The organism is Cellulomonas sp. McL0606, assembly GCF_058248365.1.
Map to the genome: position 1 here is coordinate 343,995 of NZ_CM177779.1, position 23,931 is coordinate 367,925.

Annotated in this window: 29 protein-coding genes and 2 pseudogenes; 14 read left to right on the forward strand and 17 right to left on the reverse strand. The window is 72.3% G+C overall.

Annotation, left to right across the window (positions count from 1 at the left end):
• Positions 1 to 266: 266 nt before the first annotated feature.
• Complete coding sequence (locus AC38ZX_RS01815) at positions 267 to 1,247, forward strand: DUF4214 domain-containing protein (RefSeq protein WP_491296123.1); 981 nt, start codon at positions 267 to 269, stop codon at positions 1,245 to 1,247.
• Between the two features lie 38 nt (positions 1,248 to 1,285).
• On the opposite strand, the gene AC38ZX_RS01820 is transcribed toward AC38ZX_RS01815, so the two are convergent.
• The 4 genes and pseudogenes from AC38ZX_RS01820 to AC38ZX_RS01835 all read right to left on the reverse strand — a co-directional run.
• Positions 1,286 to 1,759, reverse strand: a complete 474-nt coding sequence (locus tag AC38ZX_RS01820; RefSeq protein ID WP_491296125.1) for an SHOCT domain-containing protein — start codon at positions 1,757 to 1,759, stop codon at positions 1,286 to 1,288.
• A 25-nt stretch (positions 1,760 to 1,784) separates the two neighbouring features.
• Positions 1,785 to 2,213 (reverse strand): DUF6325 family protein, encoded by a 429-nt coding sequence (locus AC38ZX_RS01825; protein WP_426594187.1) that lies wholly within the window; start codon positions 2,211 to 2,213, stop codon positions 1,785 to 1,787.
• Positions 2,214 to 2,422: 209 nt separating this feature from the next.
• The gene (locus tag AC38ZX_RS01830) at positions 2,423 to 2,617 is read right to left on the reverse strand and encodes a hypothetical protein (RefSeq protein ID WP_491297558.1); all 195 of its coding nucleotides are present in this window, start codon (positions 2,615 to 2,617) and stop codon (positions 2,423 to 2,425) included.
• 103 nt (positions 2,618 to 2,720) lie between these two features.
• Positions 2,721 to 3,113: pseudogene (locus AC38ZX_RS01835) on the reverse strand (MarR family winged helix-turn-helix transcriptional regulator); the annotation flags it as partial.
• Here AC38ZX_RS01835 and AC38ZX_RS01840 point away from each other — a divergent pair.
• The 3 genes from AC38ZX_RS01840 (at position 3,088) to AC38ZX_RS01850 (ending at position 4,526) form a co-directional block, all read left to right on the forward strand.
• Positions 3,088 to 3,588 (forward strand): hypothetical protein, encoded by a 501-nt coding sequence (locus tag AC38ZX_RS01840; protein ID WP_491296126.1) that lies wholly within the window; start codon positions 3,088 to 3,090, stop codon positions 3,586 to 3,588. The pseudogene AC38ZX_RS01835 and the gene AC38ZX_RS01840 overlap by 26 nt on opposite strands.
• Positions 3,585 to 3,728, forward strand: a complete 144-nt coding sequence (locus AC38ZX_RS01845; protein WP_491296127.1) for a hypothetical protein — start codon at positions 3,585 to 3,587, stop codon at positions 3,726 to 3,728. Before AC38ZX_RS01840 ends, AC38ZX_RS01845 begins: the two co-directional genes overlap by 4 nt.
• Before the next feature lie 162 nt (positions 3,729 to 3,890).
• Complete coding sequence (locus AC38ZX_RS01850) at positions 3,891 to 4,526, forward strand: SDR family NAD(P)-dependent oxidoreductase (protein ID WP_491296128.1); 636 nt, start codon at positions 3,891 to 3,893, stop codon at positions 4,524 to 4,526.
• Positions 4,527 to 4,722: 196 nt separating this feature from the next.
• Here AC38ZX_RS01850 and AC38ZX_RS01855 read toward each other — a convergent pair whose 3' ends face one another.
• From AC38ZX_RS01855 to AC38ZX_RS01865, 3 genes are all read right to left on the reverse strand, one after another.
• Positions 4,723 to 6,012 carry a hypothetical protein gene (locus AC38ZX_RS01855; protein ID WP_491296129.1) on the reverse strand — a complete coding sequence of 430 codons (1,290 nt, stop codon included), beginning with the start codon at positions 6,010 to 6,012 and terminating at the stop codon, positions 4,723 to 4,725.
• Positions 6,013 to 6,184: 172 nt separating this feature from the next.
• Entirely contained in the window at positions 6,185 to 6,397 is a 213-nt protein-coding gene (locus AC38ZX_RS01860) for a hypothetical protein (RefSeq protein WP_491296130.1), read from the reverse strand.
• A complete protein-coding gene (locus AC38ZX_RS01865) occupies positions 6,390 to 6,683 on the reverse strand; it encodes a hypothetical protein (protein WP_426594192.1) in 294 nt (97 codons plus the stop codon). Before AC38ZX_RS01865 ends, AC38ZX_RS01860 begins: the two co-directional genes overlap by 8 nt.
• 259 nt (positions 6,684 to 6,942) lie before the next feature.
• On the opposite strand from AC38ZX_RS01865, the gene AC38ZX_RS01870 reads away from it, so the two are divergent.
• Together AC38ZX_RS01870 and AC38ZX_RS01875 are read left to right on the forward strand one after the other, a co-directional pair.
• Positions 6,943 to 7,809 carry a GNAT family N-acetyltransferase gene (locus AC38ZX_RS01870; protein ID WP_491296132.1) on the forward strand — a complete coding sequence of 289 codons (867 nt, stop codon included), beginning with the start codon at positions 6,943 to 6,945 and terminating at the stop codon, positions 7,807 to 7,809.
• Between the two features lie 153 nt (positions 7,810 to 7,962).
• Positions 7,963 to 9,543, forward strand: a complete 1,581-nt coding sequence (locus AC38ZX_RS01875; RefSeq protein ID WP_491296133.1) for a phospholipase D family protein — start codon at positions 7,963 to 7,965, stop codon at positions 9,541 to 9,543.
• Positions 9,544 to 9,610: 67 nt separating this feature from the next.
• Here AC38ZX_RS01875 and AC38ZX_RS01880 read toward each other — a convergent pair whose 3' ends face one another.
• Positions 9,611 to 10,057: a DUF4177 domain-containing protein gene (locus AC38ZX_RS01880; protein ID WP_491296135.1), complete on the reverse strand. Its 447-nt coding sequence runs from the start codon at positions 10,055 to 10,057 to the stop codon at positions 9,611 to 9,613.
• A 158-nt stretch (positions 10,058 to 10,215) separates the two neighbouring features.
• Between AC38ZX_RS01880 and AC38ZX_RS01885 the strand changes: the two genes are divergently transcribed.
• Positions 10,216 to 10,569: a cupin domain-containing protein gene (locus AC38ZX_RS01885; RefSeq protein WP_491296136.1), complete on the forward strand. Its 354-nt coding sequence runs from the start codon at positions 10,216 to 10,218 to the stop codon at positions 10,567 to 10,569.
• A gap of 278 nt (positions 10,570 to 10,847) precedes the next feature.
• Positions 10,848 to 11,789, forward strand: a complete 942-nt coding sequence (locus tag AC38ZX_RS01890) for a patatin-like phospholipase family protein (protein WP_491296137.1) — start codon at positions 10,848 to 10,850, stop codon at positions 11,787 to 11,789.
• Between the two features lie 44 nt (positions 11,790 to 11,833).
• Here AC38ZX_RS01890 and AC38ZX_RS01895 read toward each other — a convergent pair whose 3' ends face one another.
• Positions 11,834 to 12,337 carry a hypothetical protein gene (locus tag AC38ZX_RS01895; protein ID WP_491296138.1) on the reverse strand — a complete coding sequence of 168 codons (504 nt, stop codon included), beginning with the start codon at positions 12,335 to 12,337 and terminating at the stop codon, positions 11,834 to 11,836.
• A 98-nt stretch (positions 12,338 to 12,435) separates the two neighbouring features.
• Complete coding sequence (locus AC38ZX_RS01900) at positions 12,436 to 13,917, reverse strand: MFS transporter (protein WP_491296140.1); 1,482 nt, start codon at positions 13,915 to 13,917, stop codon at positions 12,436 to 12,438.
• Positions 13,918 to 14,026: 109 nt separating this feature from the next.
• Between AC38ZX_RS01900 and AC38ZX_RS01905 the strand changes: the two are divergent.
• The 4 genes and pseudogenes from AC38ZX_RS01905 to AC38ZX_RS01920 form a co-directional block, all read left to right on the forward strand.
• Positions 14,027 to 14,164, forward strand: a pseudogene (locus AC38ZX_RS01905) (TetR family transcriptional regulator); the annotation flags it as partial.
• A 163-nt stretch (positions 14,165 to 14,327) separates the two neighbouring features.
• A complete protein-coding gene (locus AC38ZX_RS01910; protein ID WP_491296141.1) occupies positions 14,328 to 14,636 on the forward strand; it encodes a TetR/AcrR family transcriptional regulator in 309 nt (102 codons plus the stop codon).
• A gap of 136 nt (positions 14,637 to 14,772) precedes the next feature.
• A complete protein-coding gene (locus tag AC38ZX_RS01915; protein ID WP_491296142.1) occupies positions 14,773 to 15,219 on the forward strand; it encodes a hypothetical protein in 447 nt (148 codons plus the stop codon).
• A 20-nt stretch (positions 15,220 to 15,239) separates the two neighbouring features.
• Positions 15,240 to 15,542, forward strand: a complete 303-nt coding sequence (locus tag AC38ZX_RS01920; RefSeq protein WP_491296143.1) for a hypothetical protein — start codon at positions 15,240 to 15,242, stop codon at positions 15,540 to 15,542.
• On the opposite strand, the gene AC38ZX_RS01925 is transcribed toward AC38ZX_RS01920, so the two are convergent.
• From AC38ZX_RS01925 to AC38ZX_RS01935, 3 genes are all read right to left on the reverse strand, one after another.
• The gene (locus AC38ZX_RS01925; protein ID WP_491296144.1) at positions 15,543 to 15,977 is read right to left on the reverse strand and encodes a DUF1905 domain-containing protein; all 435 of its coding nucleotides are present in this window, start codon (positions 15,975 to 15,977) and stop codon (positions 15,543 to 15,545) included.
• A 17-nt stretch (positions 15,978 to 15,994) separates the two neighbouring features.
• The gene (locus AC38ZX_RS01930; protein WP_491296145.1) at positions 15,995 to 16,492 is read right to left on the reverse strand and encodes a hypothetical protein; all 498 of its coding nucleotides are present in this window, start codon (positions 16,490 to 16,492) and stop codon (positions 15,995 to 15,997) included.
• A 1,108-nt stretch (positions 16,493 to 17,600) separates the two neighbouring features.
• Entirely contained in the window at positions 17,601 to 17,768 is a 168-nt protein-coding gene (locus AC38ZX_RS01935) for a hypothetical protein (RefSeq protein WP_491296146.1), read from the reverse strand.
• Positions 17,769 to 17,956: 188 nt separating this feature from the next.
• Between AC38ZX_RS01935 and AC38ZX_RS01940 the strand changes: the two genes are divergently transcribed.
• Both AC38ZX_RS01940 and AC38ZX_RS01945 read left to right on the forward strand, forming a co-directional pair.
• On the forward strand, positions 17,957 to 18,253 hold the full coding sequence (locus AC38ZX_RS01940) for a D-alanyl-D-alanine carboxypeptidase family protein (protein ID WP_491296147.1): 297 nt from the start codon (positions 17,957 to 17,959) through the stop codon (positions 18,251 to 18,253).
• A gap of 46 nt (positions 18,254 to 18,299) precedes the next feature.
• On the forward strand, positions 18,300 to 18,425 hold the full coding sequence (locus AC38ZX_RS01945) for a hypothetical protein (protein WP_491296148.1): 126 nt from the start codon (positions 18,300 to 18,302) through the stop codon (positions 18,423 to 18,425).
• A 7-nt stretch (positions 18,426 to 18,432) separates the two neighbouring features.
• Here the strand turns inward: AC38ZX_RS01945 and AC38ZX_RS01950 are convergent, their stop codons facing one another.
• Genes AC38ZX_RS01950 through AC38ZX_RS01965 form a run of 4 tightly spaced genes read right to left on the reverse strand, consistent with a single transcriptional unit; the run spans position 18,433 to position 23,890 of the window.
• A complete protein-coding gene (locus AC38ZX_RS01950; RefSeq protein WP_491296149.1) occupies positions 18,433 to 18,837 on the reverse strand; it encodes a hypothetical protein in 405 nt (134 codons plus the stop codon).
• Positions 18,834 to 19,856, reverse strand: a complete 1,023-nt coding sequence (locus tag AC38ZX_RS01955; RefSeq protein WP_491296151.1) for an MFS transporter — start codon at positions 19,854 to 19,856, stop codon at positions 18,834 to 18,836. Before AC38ZX_RS01955 ends, AC38ZX_RS01950 begins: the two co-directional genes overlap by 4 nt.
• Positions 19,853 to 20,926 carry a DNA polymerase domain-containing protein gene (locus AC38ZX_RS01960; protein ID WP_491296153.1) on the reverse strand — a complete coding sequence of 358 codons (1,074 nt, stop codon included), beginning with the start codon at positions 20,924 to 20,926 and terminating at the stop codon, positions 19,853 to 19,855. The genes AC38ZX_RS01955 and AC38ZX_RS01960 overlap by 4 nt, the downstream gene beginning before the upstream one ends.
• Before the next feature lie 57 nt (positions 20,927 to 20,983).
• Positions 20,984 to 23,890, reverse strand: coding sequence for a helix-turn-helix transcriptional regulator (locus tag AC38ZX_RS01965; protein ID WP_491296154.1), 2,907 nt, complete (start codon positions 23,888 to 23,890; stop codon positions 20,984 to 20,986).
• Between the last annotated feature and the right edge of the window lie 41 nt (positions 23,891 to 23,931).

Sequence of the window (23,931 nt, forward strand, 5' to 3'; positions counted from 1 at the left end):
GGACGAGGTGCTGATGCTTCGCTCGGCGCGACAGGCGTCGGCAGGGCCCGTGGAACCTGAGCGCCGGCTCGCGCGCGTGGGTTGCGCCGTCCGGGCGACATTGCCCCGGTCTCGCGGCGGAAGCTGCCGACGAGCGGTCGACGACTCTGTACGCTCCGCTCACGTCAGGTCTCCGAGGCGGTGCCCGCGGTAGCGGCCTGCGGGACTCCGGCGTCGGGCACGGCGGCGTCGCCGTGCGCGCTCCTCCCGTTCCCTCCGGAGACCACGTGCGTATCGTTCGCCCGGCCGTCGCGCTCGCCGTCGTCAGCCTGCTGCTCCCCTTCGCCGGAGGATCGGCCGCTGCGGTCCCCCTCCCCGACCCCAACGCAGTGGACAACTACGTGACGTCGGTGTACGAGGACCTCTTCGACCGCCCGCCGGACTTGACGGGCCTGACGGACTGGACAGCCGCACTGAGAACGGGCACGCCCCGCATCGCGGTCGCCAACGCGATCACGTCGTCGCAGGAGTTCCGGTCCGACCTGATCACCGATGCCTACGCCGCGTACCTGGGTCGTGGACCCGACGCCGCGGGCCTGCAGTCCTGGCTCCGGGCCATGGGCGCTGGCACGACCGTCGAGCAGCTGGACTCCGGGTTCATCGCCTCTGACGAGTACTGGGCGGCCGCCGGCGGGACTTCCGCTGACTGGGTCAGGGCGCTGTACGCGGACGTCCTCGGCCGCGACGCGGGCGACTCGGAAGTCGCCGCCTGGGTGGGTCAGCTCAATGGCGGAGCGACCCGTGCGCAGGTGGCGATGGGCTTCCTGTTGTCGACGGAGTACCTGTCGACGGTCGTCGAAGGCTACTACTGGTGGCTGCTCGGCCGCGGTCTGGATCCGACCGGTCGAAGCGCGTGGGTCTCGGCGATCCAGCAGGGCGCCCGCGACGAGCAGATCATCGGCGGCATCATCGCGTCCGAGGAGTACTGGACCAACGAGGCGTACCGCCCGTCCGTCGGGTACATCATCGTGTCGCCGAGGTCCGACACCACCGTGCCCCTCGGTACCGGGTGGAGCTACACCGTCGAGGCGTACTTGTGGACCGGCGTGCCTATCGGCGACGCCACCGACGAGGCCCACATCACCTGGGACGGTCAGCCGTGCATCGTGGGATTCTGCCAACCCACATCCGTTGGCCCGCACGAGATCCACGCGGAGTACCGCGGCCTGAACGACTGGGCGACGCTGACGGTCGTCCCTGCCGGGTGACGTGCGGTACGTGAGCGCCCGACTCGACCGGCTTGACGTCAGCCCCTGACCTGCGCAGATCGGCGCGGTGCAGCCCCTGGTTGCGCCCCTCGATCTGCCGCACTGGTGGCCGAGCAGACCGCGAGGATGCGCTGCTTCTGTGTCTGGAACTCTTCCTCAGTGAGAATCCCGGTCTCCTTCAGGGAGGCCAGCTCACGCAACTGGGCGAGCACGCGATCCGCTGAACCGTCCGGCGCGGTCGATGGGGAAGGGCCGGGCGCCTGTGGTGGCGGAGGGGCAGCCTGCGTAGGGGGCGCCGCTGCGGCAGCGCTACCCGCTCCGGGCGCAAGCCATGCGGTCGCGGCTCCCGCGACCGTCGCCGTCGCGTCGCCTAGGTTCTGACGCGGGAACGACTCCGGCGGGTGGCCAGCCGCAACCCACTCGTCGTACTTGCGTCGCTGGATCCGATCGTGGACCACGTTCGCGGTCTTGACAGCCACCGCCGCCTTCAATGCCGTCTTGATCAAGCCCATCCCAACCTCCTCAGCACGATTCGGCTCACGTGTTGGTCACACCGGTGATACCCAGTGCGTCGTTGAGGTCGTTGTTGTCGACGCGTCCGCTGCCGAGGAGCCGCGCTCCGCTGTCGACGATCTCGGTCATGATCGGCGAGGCCCACGCGTTCTCGTACACGAGTATTCCTGCGAGGCTCCCTGGACCAATTGCTGCGGCGACTGTCTCGAGGTCCGACTCGTCAAGGATTCCTGAGAACGAGCCCGCCCATGACGAGACATCGACCGGCACCATCTGTGGGACGTCTTCTAAGGCGACACGGCTCACCGTGCCGTCGGGCGACTTGACGACGAACTCGAGGTCCAGGACCGCGATCGTGCCGCGCGCTGCCAGCTCACCCAGCAGGCGAAACCCTGCCCCGGTCATCTTGCCGTCGGGAAACTCCACCGCCAGGAAGTCGATGGGACCAAGCACGTGCGCCTCCCGCGAGAAGCGACCGAAGTCCATCGGCCGGGACTTGGTGGACTCTCGCCGGTGCCGCTTCGATCTCGCCGGCAGTCCAGTCACGAGTGTAGATCGCTCCAACTTTGCCGACGGATTGTCTCGGAGACCCGTTTGACGGGCCCGTCTCCCGCACCCCGGTCCGAACGGCCCGCCTCGACGGCGGCGTGCTCCGTCGCTGGTCAGCCCGTCGCGCTGGCCGAATTGCCCGGGCGCGAGTCGGGATGCTCGACAGGCGCAGCAGTTTCTCGATGCACGTCACGGTCGAGTCCGTGCGCCGCGTTGAGCTTGTCGACAAGCGCGGAGAGGTCGGTTCGCTCGGCCGCCGACAACGGCGCGAGGACCTTGTCCTCGTGGGCCTCGGCAATCCTGCGCAACCGCGCCCCGAGGTCGGCCGCGGCATCGGTGGGATGAACCGTAGTTGCGGCGATCGACCTCGCTGCGCCGGCGAACGACGAGCCCGCGATCTTCCAGGCCGTCGATCAACGCGACGACCCGGCTGGGCTGCGTGCCCAGCCGCGCCGCGAGTTCGCGCTGACTGAGGCCCGGGGACCGAGCGAGGAGCCTCAGCACGCCGGCCTCGGACGGTGTCAGCCCGACGTCGCGGACCGCGTCGGAGAACGAGTCGGAGACGAACGACCCGGCCTGTGCGAGCCCGAAGGCCACGCGAGATCCTGCTTGCCGCGGCGACGCCATGGTTCGAGGATACAGGGCTTGACCGAATGATTCCGCGGTGTAATGGTTACGTTTATGACGAACGCTTCCCACTTCCGGGCGCAGCGCTCGGGACTCGCGGGGTGGACCGAACCCCGGCGCCCTGGCCGCGGTCGCCCTCACGCTTGTCGTCGTGGGTCTGGTCGTGGGGGGCGCCATGTCGGGCGGAGCCACGCTCGCCTCGCCCTTCGGGGCGAGCGCGGCAGACGTCGCCGCACGCTACGCCGCTCACGACGAGGCGTTCCGCCTCGCGGCACTGCTCCAGTTCGGCGCTGCCGTGCCGCTCGGCATCTTTGCCGCGACGGTCTACAGCCGACAGCTCCGGCTCGGCATCCGCGTGCCCGGCCCGTCGATCGGGTTCTACGGCGGCGTCTTCGCCGCGGTGTTTCTCGGTCTGTCCGGACTCATCACCTGGACCGCCGCGCAAGCGGGGGTCGCCTCGGATGCGGTTCTGACCCACGCCTTGGCCTATCTCGCGTTCGCGACCGGTGGCGTCGGGTTCGCCGTCGGGCTCGGGCTGCTCGTGGCCGGCGCCGCGGTCCCGGCGCTGGTCCTCCGGCTGGTCCCGCGCTGGCTCGCCTGGACCGGCCTGGTCCTCGCCGCGGTCGGTGGCTCACCTTCTTCTCGCTCGTGATCACACCGCTGGAACATCTCCTGCCGATCGCACGGTTCGGCGGTCTGATCTGGCTGATTGCCTATGGGTTCCTTCTGCCGCATACCCGCCACGAGGTCGCCCGGGTCACGCCCGCAGTGCGGCCGGCCGCGCACTTGTGACGGCCCCGATGGCTCCCGACACCGGGCTCCGTCCGACTACACCACCGCCGTGCCCGCTGTCGGGGGCGCGGGCTCTCGTCCTTGGTGCGAACGGGTTGATCGGGAACGCGATCGCTCGCCTTCTCGCCGACGCCGGCGCGCGGCTCACTCTCGCGGCGCGCGATGCAGGCGCGCTGGGGCGACTGCATGACGCTCGCGGCGTCCGGCACCGACGTCAGTGCGGTGTCCGTCGACGTCCGCGACGACGATGCGGTGCTGGCACTGGTCGCTCGCGCCGCTGGGGATCCGGCGGGGCGAGAGCCCGGCCTCGATGTCGCCATCAACAACGTGGGCACCACGCACGCGCCTGCGCCCCTCGGTGCGCTCCCGCTGGAGGACATCGATCGGGTTCTTGCCGTGAACCTTCGTGGCGTTGCGGTCGCGATGCGTGCGGAGCTGAACGCCCTGACCGACGGAGGCGCGATCGTCAACGTCACCTCGTCCGCAGGGATCTCCGGCGCCCCGGGGATGTCGGCATACGCCGCGGCGAAGCACGGCGTCGTCGGCCTGACCCGCACCGCGGCGATCGACTACGCCCGACGCGGCATCAGGGTCAATGCCGTCGCGCCCGGCCCCATCGCGTCGGGGCCGATCATGGGCCAGCCAGCGACAGTGCGCGATCAGGTCGGAAACTTCATCCCCCTACGCAGGATGGGGACCCCAGAGGACGTCGCCCAGGCCGTGCTCTGGCTCGCCTCACCGGCGGCCGCCTACGTCACCGGGACTGTGCTGGCCGTCGACGGCGGCAAAGGCGCCTAGCCCACGTCGCCATACGGCGCAATCGTGAGCGCGGAAGCACAGGCAGGTCACGGCCCGCCAGTCGGTCGCTGTCCGCGCATCCGGCGACGACTCGGATCCTCGTGAGCCTTGACGACGAACGATCGCGCGACGGCCCGATCGGAGAGCACCTGCCGCGCCTCGCTCAGGCGCGTTGACCCACTTCGGGGTGCCGCTGTCAGGACCGCTCGTAGCGGGCATAGAACGGGTGGTAGGTGTACCGCGCGGCGTCGGCCGGGTCATCGGTGACCCAGTAGCCGACGGCCCCGAAGCGCGCGCCGCCGTTCTGCGACGGGCGCGTCGTGAGGTAGTCGCCGTAGCGCTGGACCGTCTTCGTGCTGCCGTCCCTGAACCACAGGACGAAGTCGCCGAGGATTCCCATGGCGCAGTTCGCGTGGTCGTTCGGTCCGCCCCAGCCGCACAGCAGGCCGACCTCGTCTTTGCTGTTGACGGCGAGGCTGGGGTAGGCGAACGCATAGTCGTCGTTCCAGATCTGCCACTGTGCGACCAGCGTGCGGTTGGCGACGTCGAGCTCCACGATGCGCGTGTGCGCCCGCTTGAACGTCTGTCCCTGTGCGCTGCCCTGCCCGTCGCTCGCCGTCCACGCGACCAAGAGGTTGCCGTTGCGGCGCCGTACGGCCCCCGTCACGGCGAAGCTCATGGACGCCTGCAGCTTCGTCAGCCAGTCGTTACCATCCGGGCCGACGCACGTCAGGGTGCCGTTCGGCCACGTCGCCATCTGGACGGTGAAGGACGAGTACGTCGATCCCGCGTCGGGCATCGTGTAGACCTCGAGCGTTGAGTTGTTCCGGTGGCCGAACCAGATCGCCTGGTCGGTCGACTGCTGGGCGAGGTGGGAAAACATCGCGTTCTTGGCGCGCGTGGGGTCGGTGTACCCGTAGGAGAGCGTGCCGCCCGCTGCAAGGTCCGCCAGCGGGAACCGGACCACCACTCGCCCGTTCGCGGTGCCGAGCATGTCGGTGGCGACATACAGATTGACGTCGGAGAACGACAGGTCCGGGTAGTCCATGTCGGTCGTCGGGAAACCCAGGTCGCCCGCCAGGAAATCCCAGTACGTCCACGCCGTCGGGTCGTTGCGCACCGATCCTGAGGACGCCACGGCGATCCGGAACGCACCTTGCCCGGCTGCGTCCGAGTCGTGCTGCATGAACCACACGAAGCGATCGATCTTCGGCACATATGTCACGACCTGGTCGCAGCAGAAACCGGGGAAGCCGGCGACGGCGGGAAAGACGGTCGTGGGATCGAGCTGCTTCCACGAGGCCCCGTCGTCCACGCTGACATCGATGCCCCAGTTGAACGACATCAACAGGACGCCGCCCTCAGCCTCGGCGCCGCTCATGTCCGCCGCGTTGGTGACGCCCTTGTTCAGCGTGCCGGCCGGGCCGTACGTCGAGAGGACGACGGGCTTGCGATCGTCGGCCGGGTCGTCACCCAGGCGTGCCACGGCCGCTGCGGGGCTCGGGTCCCAGAGCTTGCGGTGCCGCTTGAGGCTCCTGACCGGGACGGCCTCGCGGCCCGCGTTCTCCCGCGAGCGGAACGTGACGGCCGGGTACCGTGCACCCTCGACGTGCTTGGCCTTCTGGCGTCCCTCGATGATCCCGAAGCTTCGCGCGACTTCATGGTGTCTCCTCGGTGTCTGTCTCGGCGTCCGGCTCTATCGGCGCGACGGTCGGCACCCGCAGTCGGGAGCGCTCGGGACCGTCGTGCCGTTGCGAGTCCGGCGCCGCGCCGGGACCCGGGAACTTGCTGGTGGTGCGCGCGGGCACTGACCCCGAGCGGATGGGGTGCGCCCGTGTCGCCGCGTCCGGGTCCGCTTCGTCGTCACGCACGGGAGGGGACGATCCGTGCGCGCCGCCACTCGACTCGGGCGGCGATCGCGAGCACGACTGCGATCGCAGCCAGGACGAGGGTCACCATCCACTCGGCCTGCCCAGAACCCGCGTCCGGCGACGCCTCGAACAACGCCTCGATCCACTCCGGGCGCGCGAGGCTGAGCAGCGCGAGGCCGGCCGCGACCACCGACAGTGCGGAGGCCACCCACGCCATGGCTCGGTGCAGGCGTGCTCGCGGGGTGGAGCGCGACTCGCGGTCGGACGGGACGCCGGGCGTGACCATGGGGACTCCGGAGGTACGGGAAGGCGGGTGGCGTTCCTGTGGCCCGAGGCGAAGGGTCACCTGTACGGCGGAAGGTGTTTCGAGCGCCGCCCGAATCCGCAGGTCAAGCTGGTGCCTATTGATGCTCCTCGCGATGCGTCGAGCGCGTCAAGGCCCCCCGGAGCGCCGACAACCTGGCACTCGAGCCACGGTGATCGGCCGTCGCCTGATCGAACAATTCACGTGCACGCGATCCACGAGACGGTGTGTGCTCGCAAGCATGTCGATCGAGCTGAGCACGCCGGACGTCGGTCAGCTGGGCGCCGTCGTGGGTGCCCTTCGAGACTGGCAGGACGACGCCTCGCCGCTCCAGCTGCATCCGGGCGACCTCGGCTGGTTCTGGCGGTTCGGCGCGGAGGCGACAGCGGCGGCGGTTCGGACCTGGAGCCGAGACGGGCAGGTTCTCGCTCTCGGACTCCTCGACGGACCCGAGGTGCTGCGGATGACGGTCGCGCCGTCGGTCTGGCGCGACGAGGAGGTGGCTCAGCAGGTCGTTGCGGACGTCGCAGAGCCTGCCCGTGGCGTCCTGCCGGCGGGAAGGGTGTCCGTCGAGGCACCCGACGGCACCCGCGTTCGCGATCTGTTGGACGAGGTCGGCTGGAGCGCCGGCGAGCCGTGGACGCCGTTGCGCCGTGACCTCATCGGGCCGGTGTCAGCGACGAACGTGGCGATCGAGGTGATCGGGCCGGACCAGGCGTCCGACTACACGACGGTCCTGAGGTCGGCGTTCGGCAGTACGCGATTCACGGACGAGCGATGGCACGCGATGGCGTCGGGGTTGCCGTTCGTCGACGCGCGATGCCTGCTCGCCTACGACGACGTCGGCACCGCCGTGGCCGAAGTGACGGTGTGGTCGGCCGGTCCGGGGAAACCAGGTCTGATCGAGCCGATGGGCGTTCACACTGAGCATCGCGGTCGCGGCTATGGCCGCGCGATCTGCGTCGCCGCGGCGGCCGAGCTGAGGACGATGGGTTCGTCGAGCGTGCTCGTCTGCACCGAGAGCGCCCGTGCTGCGGCCGTCGCCACCTACCGGTCGGCCGGCTTTCAGAGGCTTCCGGAGCGCCTGGACCGATCGCGAGACGCCTAGGGCCCGAGAGCCGCCCGGCGAGGCCAACGAGGCGGCAGGTCAGAGGCCGTTTCTCCGGTGTCGGGGAGCCGTGACTCGTGCTGCGCCGCGCCACCCGGAAGGTGCCGTGGCCCATCACGTGCCTAAGGACGTGTGATCGGGCATTCTCGGAGAATGGTGGACCCAGCCAAGTGGTTGCTGACCGGACCCCAGCGGGCGAACCCGTGGACCCGGCTGGACGACCGCCATGGGGGCGACCGTGCGTGGTCGGAGGGCAATCTCGTGCAGCCGCTGATCCATGGAGCGACGTACTTCAGGGCTCTCTTCGACGCGCTCGAAGCGACCGGGCCGGGTGACCTGGTGCTGTTCACCGACTGGCAGGGCGACGCCGACGAGCGCCTGACCGGGGCGCCCGGGAGCGAGGTGGTCGAGGTGCTCAGTCGGGCCGACCAGAGAAACGTCGCGGTGCACGGGTTGGTGTGGCGGTCCCATCTCGACCAGGTGGGGTTCTTCGCGACGGAGAACCGCCATCTTGGTGAGCAGCTGCAGAAGCGCGGCGCCGAGGTGCTGCTCGACATGCGTGTGCGTGCCGGCGGTTCCCACCACCAGAAGTTCGTCGTGATCCGGCATCGTGACGACAGCGCGCGAGACGTGGCCTTCGTGGGCGGCGTCGACCTCGCCCACAACCGCAGGGACGACGCCGCGCACCTCGGGGACCCGCAGGCCCAGCCGCTGACCCACGAGTACGGCGCGCACCCGCCGTGGCACGACGTCCAGGTGGCCATCCGGGGGCCCGCCGTGTACGACGTGGAGACGGTCTTCAGGGAGCGCTGGAACGATCCCGCGCCGCTCTCGCGGGCGCCCTGGCGGCGCGCCGCCGACAAGCTGCGGAGCCTCGACAGCACGCCGAGCCACCTCCCCGAGCAGTGGCCGCCGCCACCACCCGCAGGTCCCCACACGGTGCAGCTCCTGAGGACCTATCCCCAGCTGGGTGTGGGCCGGGACTATCCCTTCGCCCCGCGCGGTGAGCGCAGCGTCGCCCGCGGCTACCAGAAGGCCGTGCGGCGGGCGGAGCGCCTCGTGTACGTCGAGGACCAGTACTTCTGGGGGCACGACGTCGCGCGGGTGTTCGAGCAGCAGCTGCGGGCGCGCCCCGGGCTGCGCATCGTCGTGGTGATCCCGCTGGTGCCCGACCTCGACGGTGTCAACCGGGTGCCGCAGCTGCTCGGGCGCCACCGCGCGATCGGCCGGCTCCAGGCCGTCGCCCCTGATCGCGTCGCGGCGTACGGCCTCGAGAATCAGGCCGGTGTCCCGATCTACGTGCATGCCAAGGTCTGCATCGTCGACGACACCTGGGCCAGCACCGGCTCGGACAACTTCAGCCGCCGCTCGTGGACCCACGACTCCGAGCTCAGTGCCGTCGTCCTCGACGAGTCCTACGCCCGCGACCTGCGGCTCACCCTCGCCGCGGAGCACCTGGACCGGCTCGACGAGGCGCCGGGGCGTGGCCTCGAGGCGACGATGGCCGACAGCCTGGACCCGTCTGAGATGTTCGACGTCTACGCCGCTCACGCCGCCCGTCTCGACGAGTGGCACGAGGCCGGCAAGCACGGGCCGCGACCGCCCGGCCGGCTGCGACGGCTGCCGATGCCGCACCTCACCGCTCGCCAGCGGCTCGGCGCAGCGCTGCCGCTCGACCTGATCCAGGACCCCGATGGCCGACCACCGAACCTGCGGAGGGCCGACCGGTACTGAGGCGGCGACCACGTCGGGGTGCGGCGAGCGCGGAACGCTCGGACGGGAGCCCGGGCGGTGCCGACGGTCACGCGGAGACGGGACGCTCGAGGTAGGCCCACGACCTGTCTACGGACACCAGACGCCATCCCTCGGCGGCGTGCTCGCCCAAGGTTGCCTCGACGTCCCGCGCGAACGTCGGGTCGCTGTCGTCGGCGACGATCTTGACGAGCTTGTACTCGACCACTGCCGGGTTCACCTCCGGGGCGGAGATCAGCAACGGTGCGAGCCGTTCGGTGATGGAGACGAGGGACGCGTAGATCTGGACGGCCGAGCGCGTACCTGCCAGAGCGGGGTCGACCCCACCCAGCACCAGGGTGTCGTCGAGCGCGCTCCTGACCTCCCAGTCACCGGCGAGCTCGCCTGTCAGGTCACCCGCGAAGGTGACTCGGACGTCGACGTCCCCGATCGTTGCCGTGAACGCCCGACCACCCTGTCCGGTGTCGGCCGGCTTCCACGTGGGTGTGATGGTCAACGGTGCTCTCCAGGATGACGGTGACACGCCGAGGGTACCCACCGGTTCCGCGCCTCGTCGGCGTTCGTCGTGACGTCGGACTCTTAGAGTGAATGCATGTCGAGGACTGCGACGCTGGTGCTCTACGGACTCGTGACACCACCTGAGGAGAACCGCCCATGACCGACACCCCGATCGACGGCGATCCCGTCACCCGAGTGCTCGAGCACGACATCACCTTCGGCGCGCCGAAGACGGTGGGACGTGTGCAGATGCGACGCATCACCATGGCGCCGGGGGTCGCCTCCGGCTTGCACGTGCACAACGGCCCGGTCTTCGGCACGGTCCTGCGCGGTTCGGTCCTCTTCGGGGCCGCGGGGGAGCCGGTGCGGGTCCCGACCGCGGGGGATGTGTTCTTCGAGGCCGAGGGCGCTCCGATCGCGCACTTCGACGCTCAGGACGAGGGCGTCGAGTTCGTCGGCGTCTTCCCGCTCGCAGGCGACCAGGAGCCCGGCATCGGCTTCCCGGAGTGACGGGGCCCGTGGCGGTGGAAGCCGTTGCCCGCGTCGTGGTCTCGGGCCTCCAGGCGTCACTCGGGTTCGTCGTCCCCATGTCGACGCCGTGACCGCGGATATCCGCTGCCCATCGGGCCACCGCGGTGCTACCGTCTGCGCGATCGTGATCCGACGGCGGGAGGTGAGACCCATGAACGCAGTACCCACAGTGGGCGCTCCCTTGCAGTCCACGATCGCGCGACTGACGTAGTCGCCGCTGGGAGCGCCCGACAGGCACTTCGCGAAAGGCGACTCCCATGAACACAACACCTTCGTCCACGCCCCACCCCGCCTCGACGGCGCCCTCCGAGAGGCCGCGGGTCGGTGTCACACGAGCCCTGGTCCTCGGCGGCGGCGGATCGACCGGCAACGCCTGGTTGATCGGCGTCATCGCCGGCCTGTTCGATGCCGGGCTGGACGTGACCGCACCCGACCTGACCATCGGGACGTCGGCCGGCTCGACGGCGGCGGCCCAGCTGGCCGGCGCGACCCCGGCCGAGCTGTTTGCCGCGATCGTCGACGCCGCGCCCCCGCAACGGACCCGTGGCCCGGCCGGGCGCGTCCCGACCCGGCCGGTGGTCGACCACCTCGACCGGATCCGCACGATCATCGCGTCCGCCGTGGACGCGGCCGACATGCGCCGACGGATGGGTACGGCGGCGCTCGAGATGGATGCGGCCTCGGACGGCTCCTGGCCGGCGCAGTGGCGCACCACCGTCGCCGCGCGGCTGCCCGGTGGGCTCTGGCCGGATCGAGCGGTGCTCATCACGGCGGTCGACGCCCGGACCGGTGATCCGGTCGCGTTCGACCGCCACAGCGGTGTCGAGCTGGTCGACGCCGTCGCCGCCAGCTGTGCCAGCGGCCTTCCCTACCGGATCGGGGACGGCCGGTACATCGACGGCGGCTACCGGTCGAACGCCGAGAACGCCGACCTGGCAGCCGGGTACGCACGGGTGCTCGTGCTCTCGCCCTTCGGCGGCAGGTCGCTGCACCCGGCGGGCTGGGGGACGCATCTGGCCACCCAGGTCGACGAGCTCCGCGCACACGGCAGCAGGGTGGAGACGGTCTTCCCGGACAGCAGCGCCGAGCCGATGTTCGGCGCGAACGCGATGGATCTGTCGATGCGCCCGGCGGCCGCTCGGGCCGGGTATGACCAGGGCGCGACCCTCGCCGCACCGCTCAGCGGCTTCTGGCGCTGACGCCGGCGACCCGCGCCGCCGGTCGAGGACCGGTGGCGCGGGCGTCAGTGTCCGGCGAGCGCGTTCTTCACCAGCACGACCGCCACGGCGACCGCGAGCACCACCGCCGCATACAGGGCGGCGCGGGCCCTGGATCCGCCACCTCCGCGCATCGCGACGAAGCCCACGCCCGCGACGAACAGCGCCAGCACCAGCTCGGTGACCTCGAGCTCGGCGGACTCGGGGACGACGAGCACGGCGACTGATGCCAGTGCGGCCACCACGACCGCACCGGTCAGCTGGGCGCCTGCAAGGTCGAGGTCGCGACGTCCGATGCCGCCCGCGCCCACCAGGCGCGTCGCCACCCGGAACGCGAACCAGTGCGCCAACGCCAGCCCGAGGGTGACGCCCCAGACGAGCTCGAGCACCCGGGCATGGGAGCTGTCCGCGGTCGGGATCGCCGCGAGCGCGGCGAGCAGGCAGATCGACACGTACAGCGCCATCGTGTTGCGCTCGCGACGAAGCTCCACCGCCCGCTCGTCACCGGGATGCTCGACCTCTGGCTCCATGGGCTCATCCTCTCGGAACCGACCCGGGAGGGCGCAGCCCAGCCGATCGCGCGTCGCGCCGACGGTGTCGTCAACCGCCCCTGAGAGCGTGACGGTCGTCAGTGGTGCGGGTGCGGCTCGGCCGGCAGGTCCGTGACGCCGGCCGCCCGGGCCTCCTGGCGGCGACGTCGTGCCGACGGCACCGCGAGCGAGGCGATGACCGCGAGGACGGCGACCCCGGCGCACACCCAGAACCCGTAGGTGAACGCCTGGTCGGTCGGCAACCCGTCTGCCGTGGTGTGGGACGTGATGACGGCAGCGACCACCGCCGTGCCGATGCTGCTGCCGACGGTCCGCGAGATCGCGTTGACGCCCGAGGCCTCGCCGGTCTGCGCGGGCGGGACCGCCTCGATGATCGCGTTGGCCATCGCCGCGAACGCCAGGCCGATGCCCGCGCCGGTGAGGACGCCGGAGCCGACGACCTGCCAGAGCTGGTCGTGCACGACGGCCGGCAGCGCGAACGCCGCCACCACCAGGGCCGTCCCCAGGGTCATCGGGACCTTCGGGCCGTACCTGCGGTCCAAGAGTCCCGAGAGCGGTCCGAAGACGACCATCATCAGGACCGTCGGCAGCAGGAACAGCCCGGCCTCGGACACCGACTTGCCGAACCCGACCCCGGAGGTGGTCGGCAGCTCCAGCAGCGTCGGGACGAGCAGGAACGTGCCGAACATCGCGAAGCCGAGAGCCAGCGCGACGACGTCGGTGGCCCACACGCCGCGGTTCGTCATGAGGCGCACGTCGATCAGGGGCTGGGAGACGCGCAGCTCGACCAGCACGAAGACGACGAGCGCGACGACGCCGAGCCCGAACAGGCCGAGCGTCTTGCCCTCGAACCAGCCCCACGTCTCGCCCTTGCTGATGGCGAGCAGCACCGACACCAGACCGATCGTGAGGATCGCGGTGCCGACGACGTCCAGACGACCCGGCGTGCGGACGGGCGACTCCTTCATCCCGAAGATCGCCCCGAGCAGCGCGATCGCGACGAGGACGAGCGGCAGCCAGAACAGCCAGTGCCAGGACAGGTGCTCGACGATCGGTCCGGCGGCCACGATGCCGATGCCCGCGCCGACGCCGAAGATCGCCGACAGCAGACCGACGGTGACGCTGACCTTCTCGCGGGGAAGCTCGTCGCGGACGATGCCGATGGACAGGGGCAGGATCGCGCCGGCGGACCCCTGCAGCACGCGTGCGAGGACCAGCACCGGCAGGCTCGGGGCCAGCGCGGCCACCAGCGTGCCGACGGCCAGGGCGGTCAGGACGCCGATGAGGACGCGACGCTTTCCGGTCATGTCGCCGAGGCGCCCGAGGACCGGCGTGAGGACCGAGGCGGACAGCAGGTACGCGGTCAGGATCCAGCTCGCGTCCGCCGTGGTCGCTCCCAGGTCCTTCGCGATCACCGGCAGCGTGGGCGCGACCAGCGACTGGAGGACCGCGAACGCCAGACCGCCGAGCGACAGGTACAGCACCAGGAACCGTCCGGCAGCGGGCTTGTCGGCAAGGGGGGCGGTGGCGACGCCGGCTTCCGCGGTGGGGTGCGACATGACGGTCCTCGGTCTCGATGTACACGACTGTTGACCTATGGATAGCGCATGCGGTCGACCTAAGTCAACGATCGTTTACATCGGCCGGGTCGGGCACTAGGTTGAGCACGTGAGCGGGACCGAGGTCGCACCGAGGCGACGCGACGCCGACGGCACCCGGCAGCTGCTCCTCGCGGCCGGTCGGCGCCGGTTCGCGACCGACGGCTACGCCGCGACGACGGTCCGGAACATCGCCGACGACGCCGGAGTCAACGTCGCGCTGATCAGCCGCTACTTCAGCTCGAAGGAGGGCCTGTTCGAGGCGTGCCTGACGGGTGCCGCCGACGAGCTGGAACGCTCGCTGGAGCGTGACGCGACCCTCGGCGAGGTGGCCGACCGGATCGTTCGTCAGCTCCACCGCGCCCGACGCGGTGGACCGCCCCAACCAGCTGCTGCTGCTCGTGCGGACCTCCGGCGACGAGCGGGCCGAGCTGATCCGGACGCGAACGCTGCGGTCGTTCGCGGAGAGGCTCGCCGCGATCGCCGGTGGGCCTCCGGAAGACCACGAACGGCGTCTGCTCGGTGCGCAGCTGGTGGTCGCGGCAGGCTTCGGCATCTCGATCACGCGCTCATGGATGGGCGTCGACCCCCTGGGCTCCGCCGGGTACGACGAGCTGGTCGGACCGGTCCACGACCTGCTCGTCGCCCTCCTGCGACCCGACCAGTCAGCCGCCCGGTGAGGCCTCGGGCACTGCGACCGTGAACCTCGCCCGGACCTCAGGCGAACGTACGAGTTGCGCAGAGGCTCGGCCGCCCGGGTTGCTCGGTCGTGCGAGGCTACGGTCGTCCGCGGACGAGATCGCAGGGGAGGTCCGGATGGCGCAGGAGCCCGATGCTGGGACGCCCGATCCCGAGGCGTACGACCGTCGGAGGTCGACGCTCCGGTGGGCGTTCGGCTCCGTCGCCGGCCTGTGCCTCATCGGGCTCGGGCTGCTGTGGTGGCTGCTCGGGCCGTTCGTGGCGCTCCTCGCGGCGGTCTGGGGCGGGCTCGTCCTCGCGATCTACTACCGGTCCGCCACCCGTCGGGCCGAGCGGCTGAGCGTGCGCCCGCCCGTCAGCGAGTGGTCCGCGGTCCCGGCGACGCTCGGCGCGGCGACCCCGCAGACCACGCTCGCGGCCGCGAGCGCGATGACGGACCTCGACGTCCGCCGGGTGCGGGCGGCCCGCACCCAGGGTGGCGACCGAGCGGCGATGACCGAGATCCACCACCAGAGGCCCGCCCTGTCCCCGGTCGTCGTGGCGGAGATGCTCCGGATGCTCTGAGCCGGCCGTACCGTGCACACGTGCCGTCCTACCGCGTGAGTGCCGCCGTCGGGCTGCTGCAGCCGGGTGTCGACGCGCCCGACGTGCTGCCGCAGGCGGTGCAGGTGGCCGAGTCGTTCACCACCGTGGAGGCGTTCGACGTGAGCGTCGTGCGGGGTCAGGCGCGGGTGACGGTCCGGTTCGAGGCGGCCGACGACCAGTACGCGCGCCGCGTCGGCTGGGCCGTGCTGGCCCGTCTGGACGAGCTGGCCGAGATCAGCGGGCGGTCGGTCATGCGCCGGTTCGGGTCGCGCTGGTACCCGGTCCGGGCGCAGACGAGCTGATCAGGCCGGGCCCAGCTCCTCGGCGGCCTTGGCGATGCGCCGGGTGCGCGTCTCCGCCGTCTTGGCGGCCTCGATCGGCTCGATGATCGCGCGCTTGCGGCTGAAGGACAGGGCGTCCAAGGCCGCGCGGCCGCCGTCCGAGAGGGCGGCGGCGAGGTCGTCGGGGACCGCGATCGTGCGAGGTGCGTCGTCGTGCTCGATGTCGACGTCGACCTCGTCGCCCGCCGCGATCCCCGCCCCCGCGCGGTTCTCGGCGCTCACCGGGAGGAGCGTCCGGCCGCCGTACGGCGTGACCGTGCTGCGGTAGGAGTACCCGTTGATCGTCACGACGACCGGGAAGCGTGCGCCGCGGTCCATGGCCTCGACCACGTCCGCGGGCACCTGCAGGCCGGTCGCCGACTTGCCGCTGAGCTCGAGAACCGTCCGGAAGCGCATGGCCCCGACACTACGGGTCAGAGCAGCGGCTCGCCCTGCCCCAGGACCAACGGCTCGCCCAGCGGTCGTGCCGCGCGGGCCCGGCCCTGGCCGCTGGGGGTCGCGGGCACGTAGCGGTGAGCGACGACGAGGCTGGGCTGGTGCGCGTCTGACGCCTCGACCAGCACAGCCGGTCCGTCGCCGGCCTCCGGCGTCGCCAGCGAGCCGTACCAGGCGACCGCGCCGCGGGCCGCGCCCGAGGAGCGGACCCACTCCCGGGCGACGTGCTGCGCCCGGGCCGGGTCTCCGTCGAAGCTGCGCACCTGCGGCCCCTCGGCGCCGTCGACGAGCGCGAAGGGCTGAGGAGCGGCCGGGGTGGTCAGGACCTGCTCGAGCGCGTGCTCGAGGGCACCGAGCGCGATGTCCTGCGCCGCCGCGGACGGCGGGACCGGGCTCGGCCGGGGTGCGGGGCAGGTCGTCCGCGGCCAGCCGCGGGGTCGGCAGCTCGGCCCGGGGAGGCGTCGATGCCGCCGCAAGATGAGCCGCCGCGTTGGTCACGTACTCGCCCACCCACTGCGGTGTGCACCCGGAGACCCACCGAGTGCGGACGTCCGTCAGCGGGAGCGCGGCGTCCAGCCCCGTCGCCGACACGACGGTGGGCGTCGGGTCGTGGGAGCCGTGGTGCAACGCCCACCGGGCACCCGGGACGCGCGCGATCAGCAGGTCGCCGACGCCCACGCCGAGGGCCAGGATCATGGCCGCGGGCGGTGCCGACGCCGGGAGGGCCGCCCAGGACGTCCGAGCGTGGTGCAGGAGCGTTCCGACGGCCGACGGGTCGGTCACGTCGACGCCCGCCGACCGCAGGTTGTCGCGCGCGCGGTCGAGGTGTGCCGTCTCGGCCGGGGTGAGGGTGCGGATGCCCGGGGCGATGTCGACGGCGCCGGACGCGGGTGGGGGCAGCGTCGAGCGCGCATCGTTCATGCGGGCGGGATCGACCGCCTCGAGGGGCTCCTTGAGTCCCGCGCCCCTGATTCCACCCGTTGCCAGAAGACACTCGTCCGAGCGCGGTCCGAAGTGCACCGAAGTGCCCGATGACGACCCGCGTGCGCCCGGGACGGGTGGCCTTCGTCGGGCGCGGGGTGGCGTGCACGGCCTCGGCGGCTACCCTGACCTGACGCGGGGGGCCGTGTCCCTGTTCGCCGTCCCGGAGACCGAAATCCGCCGACCAGCACGCAGCATCACCGCCGCCGTGACCGCCGTCCTGGTCGTCGGCGTGGCGGGTGGTGCCTGGGCGTGGGACGCCCACCGGGACGACGTCGCCGCCCAGCAGACGGCTCAGTCGCAGGCCGAGGACCGGGCCGCTGCGGTCGTCGACGCACAGGACGCCGATGTCGACGGCGCGGTCGGGCGTGACGCCGCCCTCGACCGAGCGCAGGCCGCCGCCGTCCTGGCCGTTGCCCGCGCGGACCTGCAGCAGGCCAGCGACACGGCCAGCGCCACGCTGGTCGCGACCGACGGACAGGTGGGCGACGACGCCGTCCGCCAGGCGCTCGTGGCCCAGGTCACCGCAGCGGACGCCGCCCTCGGCGCGGTCCCGGCGGCACCGTCGGACAACACCCCTGCATCGTCGCCGGGCACCACCAGCTACGGCGCCGCGGACCTGCGGACGTTCACCGCGGCGCTCGCGGCCGCGAACGCGGCTGTCCTCACCGCCCACGACGCGTGGTCGCAGCAGCAGGTCGCCGCATCCGCAGCCGCGGCGGCCGCGAAGGCCGCGACACCGAAGCCGCCCAAGGTCGCTGCGCCGACCAAGGCGCCATCCTGCGGCACCACCTACACCGGGCCGCCGTTCTACACGTCCCCGCCGACGGTCGGCGGCGACGGCTCCAACGGAAAGCTTCCCGCCGAGCGCCCTGACCGCGATCTCGTGGACCAAGGACCCGCACGGCACGCCGTACTACCTGCGCTCCGATGCCGCCGCGGCGCTCGAACGCCTCGACGTGGCGTTCCGGTCGGCGTTCGGGCACAACCTCGGCCTCGACCTGACGTACCGGGACTACGACACGCAGGTCGCCATGCGGGCGGCGCTGGGCACGGTCGCCGCCGTCCCCGGCACGTCGACGCACGGCACGGGGCTGGCGCTCGACGTGCCCGAGCTGCCCTGCGAGTACGGCTGGGACACCCCGCAGCGCACCTGGCTGGTGACGCACGGCCCGACGTACGGCTGGACCTCGCCCGCGTGGGCACACCAGAACGGCTCCAACCCCGAGTACTGGCACTTCGACTACGTCGGCTGATCGCACTCCACAGACCACGCGCATGGGACGCTGAGGGCTCGACGAGGTGCAGGGCATCGAGCTCGGCCGCACCTACGTCGGTCCGGTCAGCTTCGGGATGGAGCGGGAGCCCGTGGCCGAGCTGGTGGTGGACCGACCCGACCCGCTCGACGAGACGACCTGGAGGCTCTGAGCAGCGCTCAGGCGGGAGGCCGGACCGCGTCGGCGCGGTTCGGCACCGTGAGCAGGGAGACGGCGGCGCCCCCGGCCAGCAGCCCGGCGCAGACCAGCAGTGCGATCCGGTAGGCGGGTTCGAGGGTGGCGGGGTCGGTGAGCGACGAGCCGACGCCCGCCGCGAGCGGAAGCACGGCGATGGAGAGCAGACCGGCCACGCGGGCGACCGCGTTGTTGACCCCGCTCGCCGCACCGGCCAGGTGGTCGGGCGCAGCGGCCAGGGCGGTCGTCGTGAGCGGCGCGACCGTGGCCGACAGGCCGAGCCCGAACACGAGGATCCCCGGCAGCACGTGCGTGAGGTACGGGGTGTCGGGCGTGACGCCCAGCAGCAGGACGACGCCGACCGCGCACACCAGCGGGCCGATCGTCATCGGAAGCTGGGGCCGATGATCGTGCTCAGCGCACCGGCCCGCGGCGACAGCAGGAGCATGAGCACGGTGACCGGCAGGGGTGCCAGACCTGCCTCGAGCGGTGAGTAGCCGGCGACGACCTGCAGGGTCACGACGAGGAAGAAGAAGACCCCGGAGATCGCCGCGTAGATCAGCAGCGTGGCCGCGTTCGTGCCCGAGAACGGCCGCCAGCGGAAGAGGGCGGGCGGCAGGATCGGGGCGGCGGCGCGCGACTCGACGACGACGAACGCCGCCAGCGCCAGGACACCGAGCAGGAGCGTCCCGACGACCACGGCATCGGGGCTCCCCGACGCCGTCCAGGCGGTGAACCCGTAGGTCAGGCCGGCGAGGCCGAGCGCCCCGAGCGCCGTCCCGGCGACGTCGAGCCGCTTGGACGCGGTCGCGTCCGCACTCTCCGGGACGTGCCGCATGGTCACCGCGACGACGACGACGGCCAGCGGAAGGTTGATCCCGAACACCCAGCGCCACGATGCCACCTGGACGATCCAGCCGCCGAGGAACGGTGCGATCGCGCCGGCGATGCCGCCGAGCCCCGACCACGCCCCGATCGCCCGGCCGCGGTCCGTGCCCGAGAACGTCGACTGCAGGATGGCGAGCGACCCGGGGGTCAGCAGCGCGCCGCCCACCCCTTGCAGTGCTCGCGCGGCGATCAGGAGGCCGACCGTGGGCGCGATCGCGCAGACCAGCGACGCGGCCGCGAACCACACCACGCCGAACAGGAAGATGCGCCGGCGCCCGAACCGGTCGCCCAGCGAGCCGCCGAGCAGCAGGAACGCCGCCAGGGTCAGGGCGTAGGCGTTGACGGTCCACTGGAGGTCCGCCGTGGTCGCGTCGAGGTCGTCCGCGATGTTGGGCAGGGCGATGGTGACGACGGTCGCGTCGATGAAGGCGATCGCGGACCCGAGGACGGTCGCGAGCAGCACCCAGCGACCACGCGCCGAGGCATAGACGATGGGGTCGGGACCGGCAGGGACGGTCATTCGCGAGGTCGGTCGCGGTCCTTGCTCGGCTGCACCCGTTTGGGCTCACCCGGCATCTTCGGGTACTCGGGCGGGTATGGCAGGTCGCCCTCGCCCTCGTCGGACTCCTGCCTGTGGGCCAGCTCGAGCAGCGACTCGATGGAGTACCGCGGGGTGGTCCGGGCGACCAGGGGCGCGAACAGGTCGCCGACCTCGGCGAACCGTGCGGGCATCGTCCTCACCGTGAAGTCGTCGGGCGCGACGTCCGCCACCTCGTCCCAGCGCAGGGGAGCGGACACCGTCGCGCGCGGGTTGGTGCGGATGGAGTACGCCGAGGCGATCGTGCGGTCGCGCGCCATCTGGTTGTAGTCGATGAAGATCTTCTGGCCGCGCTCCTCCTTCCACCACTTCATGGTCACCTCGGACGGCATGCGCCGCTCGAGCTCGCGACCGAACGCGATGGTGGCCCGGCGTGCCTCGACGAACGACCAGCGCGGCTCGATCGGCACGAAGATGTGGATCCCGCGGCCGCCCGACGTCTTCGGTGTGCCCTCCATGCCGTGCTCCTGGAGGAGCTCACGCACGTGCGGCGCGACGCGCGCGGCGTCGGTGAAGTCGGTGCCCGGCTGCGGGTCGAGGTCGATGCGGATCTGGTCGGGCGACTCGACGTCATCGCCGAGCACGGGCCACGGGTGGAACGTCAGCGTGCCCAGGTTGGCCGCCCACGCCACCACTGCCAGCTCGCTGGGGGCGACCTCGTCGGCGGTGCGGCCGCTGGGGAACGCGATGCGGGCCGTCCTGACGTAGTCGGGCGCGCCCTGCGGCACGCGCTTCTGGTAGAACGCATCGCCCGTCGAGTCCATCCGCGTGGCCAGCTTGGCGCCCTCGAACACGCCCTTCGGCCAACGCTCCAGGGTGGTCGGCCGGTCGAGCAGCGCGCCCAGGATCCCGTCGCCCACCGAGACGAAGTACTGCACGACGTCGAGCTTGGTCAGGCCCAGCTCGGGGAAGTAGAGCTTGTCGGGACTGCTCACGCGCACGGTCCGGCCCTCGACCTCGAGCTCGACCGCGGGGACCTTCGACGGGGACATGCTGCTCAACCTAGGGCGTGCGTCCGGCACGCGCCCAGGGTCCCGGAGCGGTCGGGATCAGCCCGCACCGATCAGCCCCCGCTGGTGCGCCACCGACACCGCCTCGGCCCGACCCGAGACCCCGAGCTTGGCCAGCAGGTTCGAGATGTGCACGGAGACGGTCTTGCCGGAGATGTACAGCTTCTCGCCGATCTGGCGGTTGGACAGCCCCTGCGCGACCAGCGCCAGCACCTCCGCCTCCCGCGCGGTCAGCACGTCGGCGCCCGCGACGCGCACGCCCGGCAGGTCCAGCCGCCCGCGCCGAGCGAGTCCCCGGACCGCGGTGGCCAATGGCACGGCGCCCATCGCGTCGGACTCGCGCAGGGCCGTCCCGGCCTCCGCGAGCGCACCCTCCCGGTCACCGCCCTCGAGCAGCGCCTCGGCCAGCCGGAACCGGGTGCGCGCCACCTCGTAGCGGTAGCCGTAGTCGAACTCGTGCAGGGTGGCGCGCCACAGCTCGGGGTCGTTGGTGCCGACGAGCCGCGAGTGCTCGGCGTGCGCGCGCGCGAGCCAGGCCCGGCCCTCGGGGCCCATGGTCCCGCCGCGCGGCCGACCGCGGTCCGCGGTCTCGACCGCCCTCTGCAGCAGGCGCGCGCCGGTGGCGAGCGCCGCCGACACGTCCTTGCCGAGCAGCCGGTCCTGCTGCGTCTGGTCGGCCAGCGCGGCGAGCGCGAGCGCGACGAGCCAGATGCCGCCGAGGAAGTAGTCCGACCAGGTGCGCCACAGGTACTCCAGCAGCCGCACGGCCAGCGCGACGGCACCCTCGAGGTCCCCGCGCCAGGTCAGGGCGTCGACCGTGCACCCGCCCCCGACGAGCGCGATGAACCCGTCGCGGTGCCAGGACTGCTCCAGCGCGAACCCGCGCTCGGCGGCGTCGGCGTCCCCGCGGGCCACGGCCGCGTACAGGGCCTGCGACCGCAGCACGTCCGCCAGCTCGTCGGGTGCGCCGCCCAGGTCGGCCGCACCCAGGTCGCCCATGACGTAACGGACCAGGTTGACGAACATGTGCAGCTCGAGGCCGTACGCGCTCCACGTCATGCCGAGCGCCTGTGCGCGGCCAACCCCTTCGGTGGCGAGCCGCGCGGCCTCGGGCAGGTCGCCCGCGTAGTAGCGGTTGGCCGTCAGGTTGAACATCGTGCGCAGCTCGGTCACGTAGTCGCACGCCTCGCGCGCCCGCTTCAGGGCAGCGTCGAGCAGCTCGGCCGCGCGGTCGGCGTCGTCGACGACGAGCACCGCGAGGGTGGTCAGGGCGTCGGACTCCGCGTCGGCGGCACCGGCGGCGCGGGCCACGATCACCGCCTCCTGCGCGCTCTCGTCGGCCTCCTCGTCGAAGTCGGCGTTCAGGGCCGCGCGGGCGTACGCCGCCAGGGCCCACGCCCGGGCGGCGCTGTTGCCGGTCGGGAGCGCGTCGCGCGCCAGCGACGCCTCGCGCATCGCCTCGTCGGCGTCGTCCGTTGCCAGCAGGTACCGCGCGAGGACCGTGCGCAGCATGGCCTGCCGCTCGACCTGCGGTGTGGTCTCGTCGACGGCCGCGCGCGACAGCTGGACGGCGCGGTCGGCCTGTCCGGCCCGGGAGGCGGCGGCCGCCGCGGCGTCCAGCACGTCGGGGTGGTCCTCCGCGAGCGTCCGGGTGACCTCCGGGACCGCCCCCCACAGGCGCAGCACGACCTCGAGGTGCCGCAGCTCCTCGGCCGGGGCGAGGACGCTGCGCGCCTGGTGGGCGGCGTCGAGCGAGGCGAGCAGGGCGGTCGGCAGGTCGGGCGCGCGCAGCGCGTGCGAGGCGAGCTGCGAGGAGGGGCCGAGCGTCGGGTCGTCGCGCAGCACCCGCAGGTAGGCGCGGTGCAGCGCGGACTGCTCGCCGGGCAGGAGGTCGGTGTAGACCGCCTCGGCGAGCAGGGCGTGGCGGAACGCGATCCGCTCGTCCTCCCCGCCCAGGATGTGGTGCGCGACGGCCTCGCGGAGCGCCGCGTCGAACGCGCCCGGAGCCGTCAGCAGCGCGTCGCCGTCCGCGGTCACGACCGCGCGCAGCAGCGGCTCCGACACCCGGCGACCCGCCGCCGACGCCACCCGCGCGAGGCGCTGCACGGACGGGTCGAGCTGTTCGAGGCGCGCGCGCAGCACGTCCGCGAGCGACCACGGCAGCTCGTCGGCCATCACGCCGTCCGTCCCCGCCTCCATCAGCTCCTCGGCGAAGTAGGCGTTGCCCTCCGAGCGGTCGATCACCCGCCGCAGCGTGCGCTCCTCCAGCGGCGCTCCCGCCAGCGCGGTGGTGAACTCCCGGACCTCGGCGTCGGTGAACGGTGCGAGGTCCAACCGCTCGACGCGTGGGTGCCGGGCCAGCTCCGCGGCCACGGGCCGCCAGGGGTGTCGACGGTGCAGGTCGTCCGTGCGGTAGCTCGCGACGACCACCAGGTGCTGGTCGCGCAGCCGCGAGACGAGGAAGCGCAGCACGTCGCGGCTGGACGCGTCGGCCCAGTGCAGGTCCTCCAGCACGAGCAGCAGGGGGTGCCCGGGCACGCCGACGGCGGCGAGCGCCTCGACCAGGCCGTCGAACAGCTGAAGCCGGCTGGACTGGTCGTCGAGCGGGCCGGTGGCGCCCGTCGGCCCGGGCAGCAGGCGGGCCAGGGCGGGCCGGTCGGCGACGACGGCGTCGACCGCATCGGGATCCAGCGCGCGCAGCTGGGCGAGCGCCTCCGCGAACGGCAGGTAGGGCAGACCGATCTCGCCCAGGTCCACGCAGTGGCCGATGACGACCCGGCCGCCAGACGCCTCGGCCAGCTCCGCGACGTGCCGCAGGAGCCGGGTCTTGCCGACGCCGGCGTCCGCCGCGATGAGGACCGCGGTGGGCTCGCCGGCGTCCGCGCGCCGCAGGGCCAGCGTGAGCTGGTCGACCTGCGGCGCGCGTGCCACGAACGGTGTGCTCATCGAGCCACGTGCCATGCTCCCGATCCTCGCAGGAGCCACCC

What these genes read in the sequence shown, in the direction of transcription:
- AC38ZX_RS01820 (WP_491296125.1), bottom strand. Translation starts at nt 1,759, where the DNA reads ATGGGCTTGATCAAGACGGCATTGAAGGCGGCGGTGGCTGTCAAGACC.
- AC38ZX_RS01850 (WP_491296128.1), top strand. Translation starts at nt 3,891, where the DNA reads ATGCAGGCGCGCTGGGGCGACTGCATGACGCTCGCGGCGTCCGGCACC.
- AC38ZX_RS01865 (WP_426594192.1), bottom strand. Translation starts at nt 6,683, where the DNA reads ATGGTCACGCCCGGCGTCCCGTCCGACCGCGAGTCGCGCTCCACCCCG.
- AC38ZX_RS01870 (WP_491296132.1), top strand. Translation starts at nt 6,943, where the DNA reads ATGTCGATCGAGCTGAGCACGCCGGACGTCGGTCAGCTGGGCGCCGTC.
- AC38ZX_RS01875 (WP_491296133.1), top strand. Translation starts at nt 7,963, where the DNA reads ATGGTGGACCCAGCCAAGTGGTTGCTGACCGGACCCCAGCGGGCGAAC.
- AC38ZX_RS01885 (WP_491296136.1), top strand. Translation starts at nt 10,216, where the DNA reads ATGACCGACACCCCGATCGACGGCGATCCCGTCACCCGAGTGCTCGAG.
- AC38ZX_RS01890 (WP_491296137.1), top strand. Translation starts at nt 10,848, where the DNA reads ATGAACACAACACCTTCGTCCACGCCCCACCCCGCCTCGACGGCGCCC.
- AC38ZX_RS01895 (WP_491296138.1), bottom strand. Translation starts at nt 12,337, where the DNA reads ATGGAGCCAGAGGTCGAGCATCCCGGTGACGAGCGGGCGGTGGAGCTT.
- AC38ZX_RS01900 (WP_491296140.1), bottom strand. Translation starts at nt 13,917, where the DNA reads ATGTCGCACCCCACCGCGGAAGCCGGCGTCGCCACCGCCCCCCTTGCC.
- AC38ZX_RS01915 (WP_491296142.1), top strand. Translation starts at nt 14,773, where the DNA reads ATGGCGCAGGAGCCCGATGCTGGGACGCCCGATCCCGAGGCGTACGAC.
- AC38ZX_RS01925 (WP_491296144.1), bottom strand. Translation starts at nt 15,977, where the DNA reads ATGCGCTTCCGGACGGTTCTCGAGCTCAGCGGCAAGTCGGCGACCGGC.
- AC38ZX_RS01950 (WP_491296149.1), bottom strand. Translation starts at nt 18,837, where the DNA reads ATGACGATCGGCCCGCTGGTGTGCGCGGTCGGCGTCGTCCTGCTGCTG.
- AC38ZX_RS01955 (WP_491296151.1), bottom strand. Translation starts at nt 19,856, where the DNA reads ATGACCGTCCCTGCCGGTCCCGACCCCATCGTCTATGCCTCGGCGCGT.
- AC38ZX_RS01960 (WP_491296153.1), bottom strand. Translation starts at nt 20,926, where the DNA reads ATGTCCCCGTCGAAGGTCCCCGCGGTCGAGCTCGAGGTCGAGGGCCGG.
- AC38ZX_RS01965 (WP_491296154.1), bottom strand. Translation starts at nt 23,890, where the DNA reads ATGAGCACACCGTTCGTGGCACGCGCGCCGCAGGTCGACCAGCTCACG.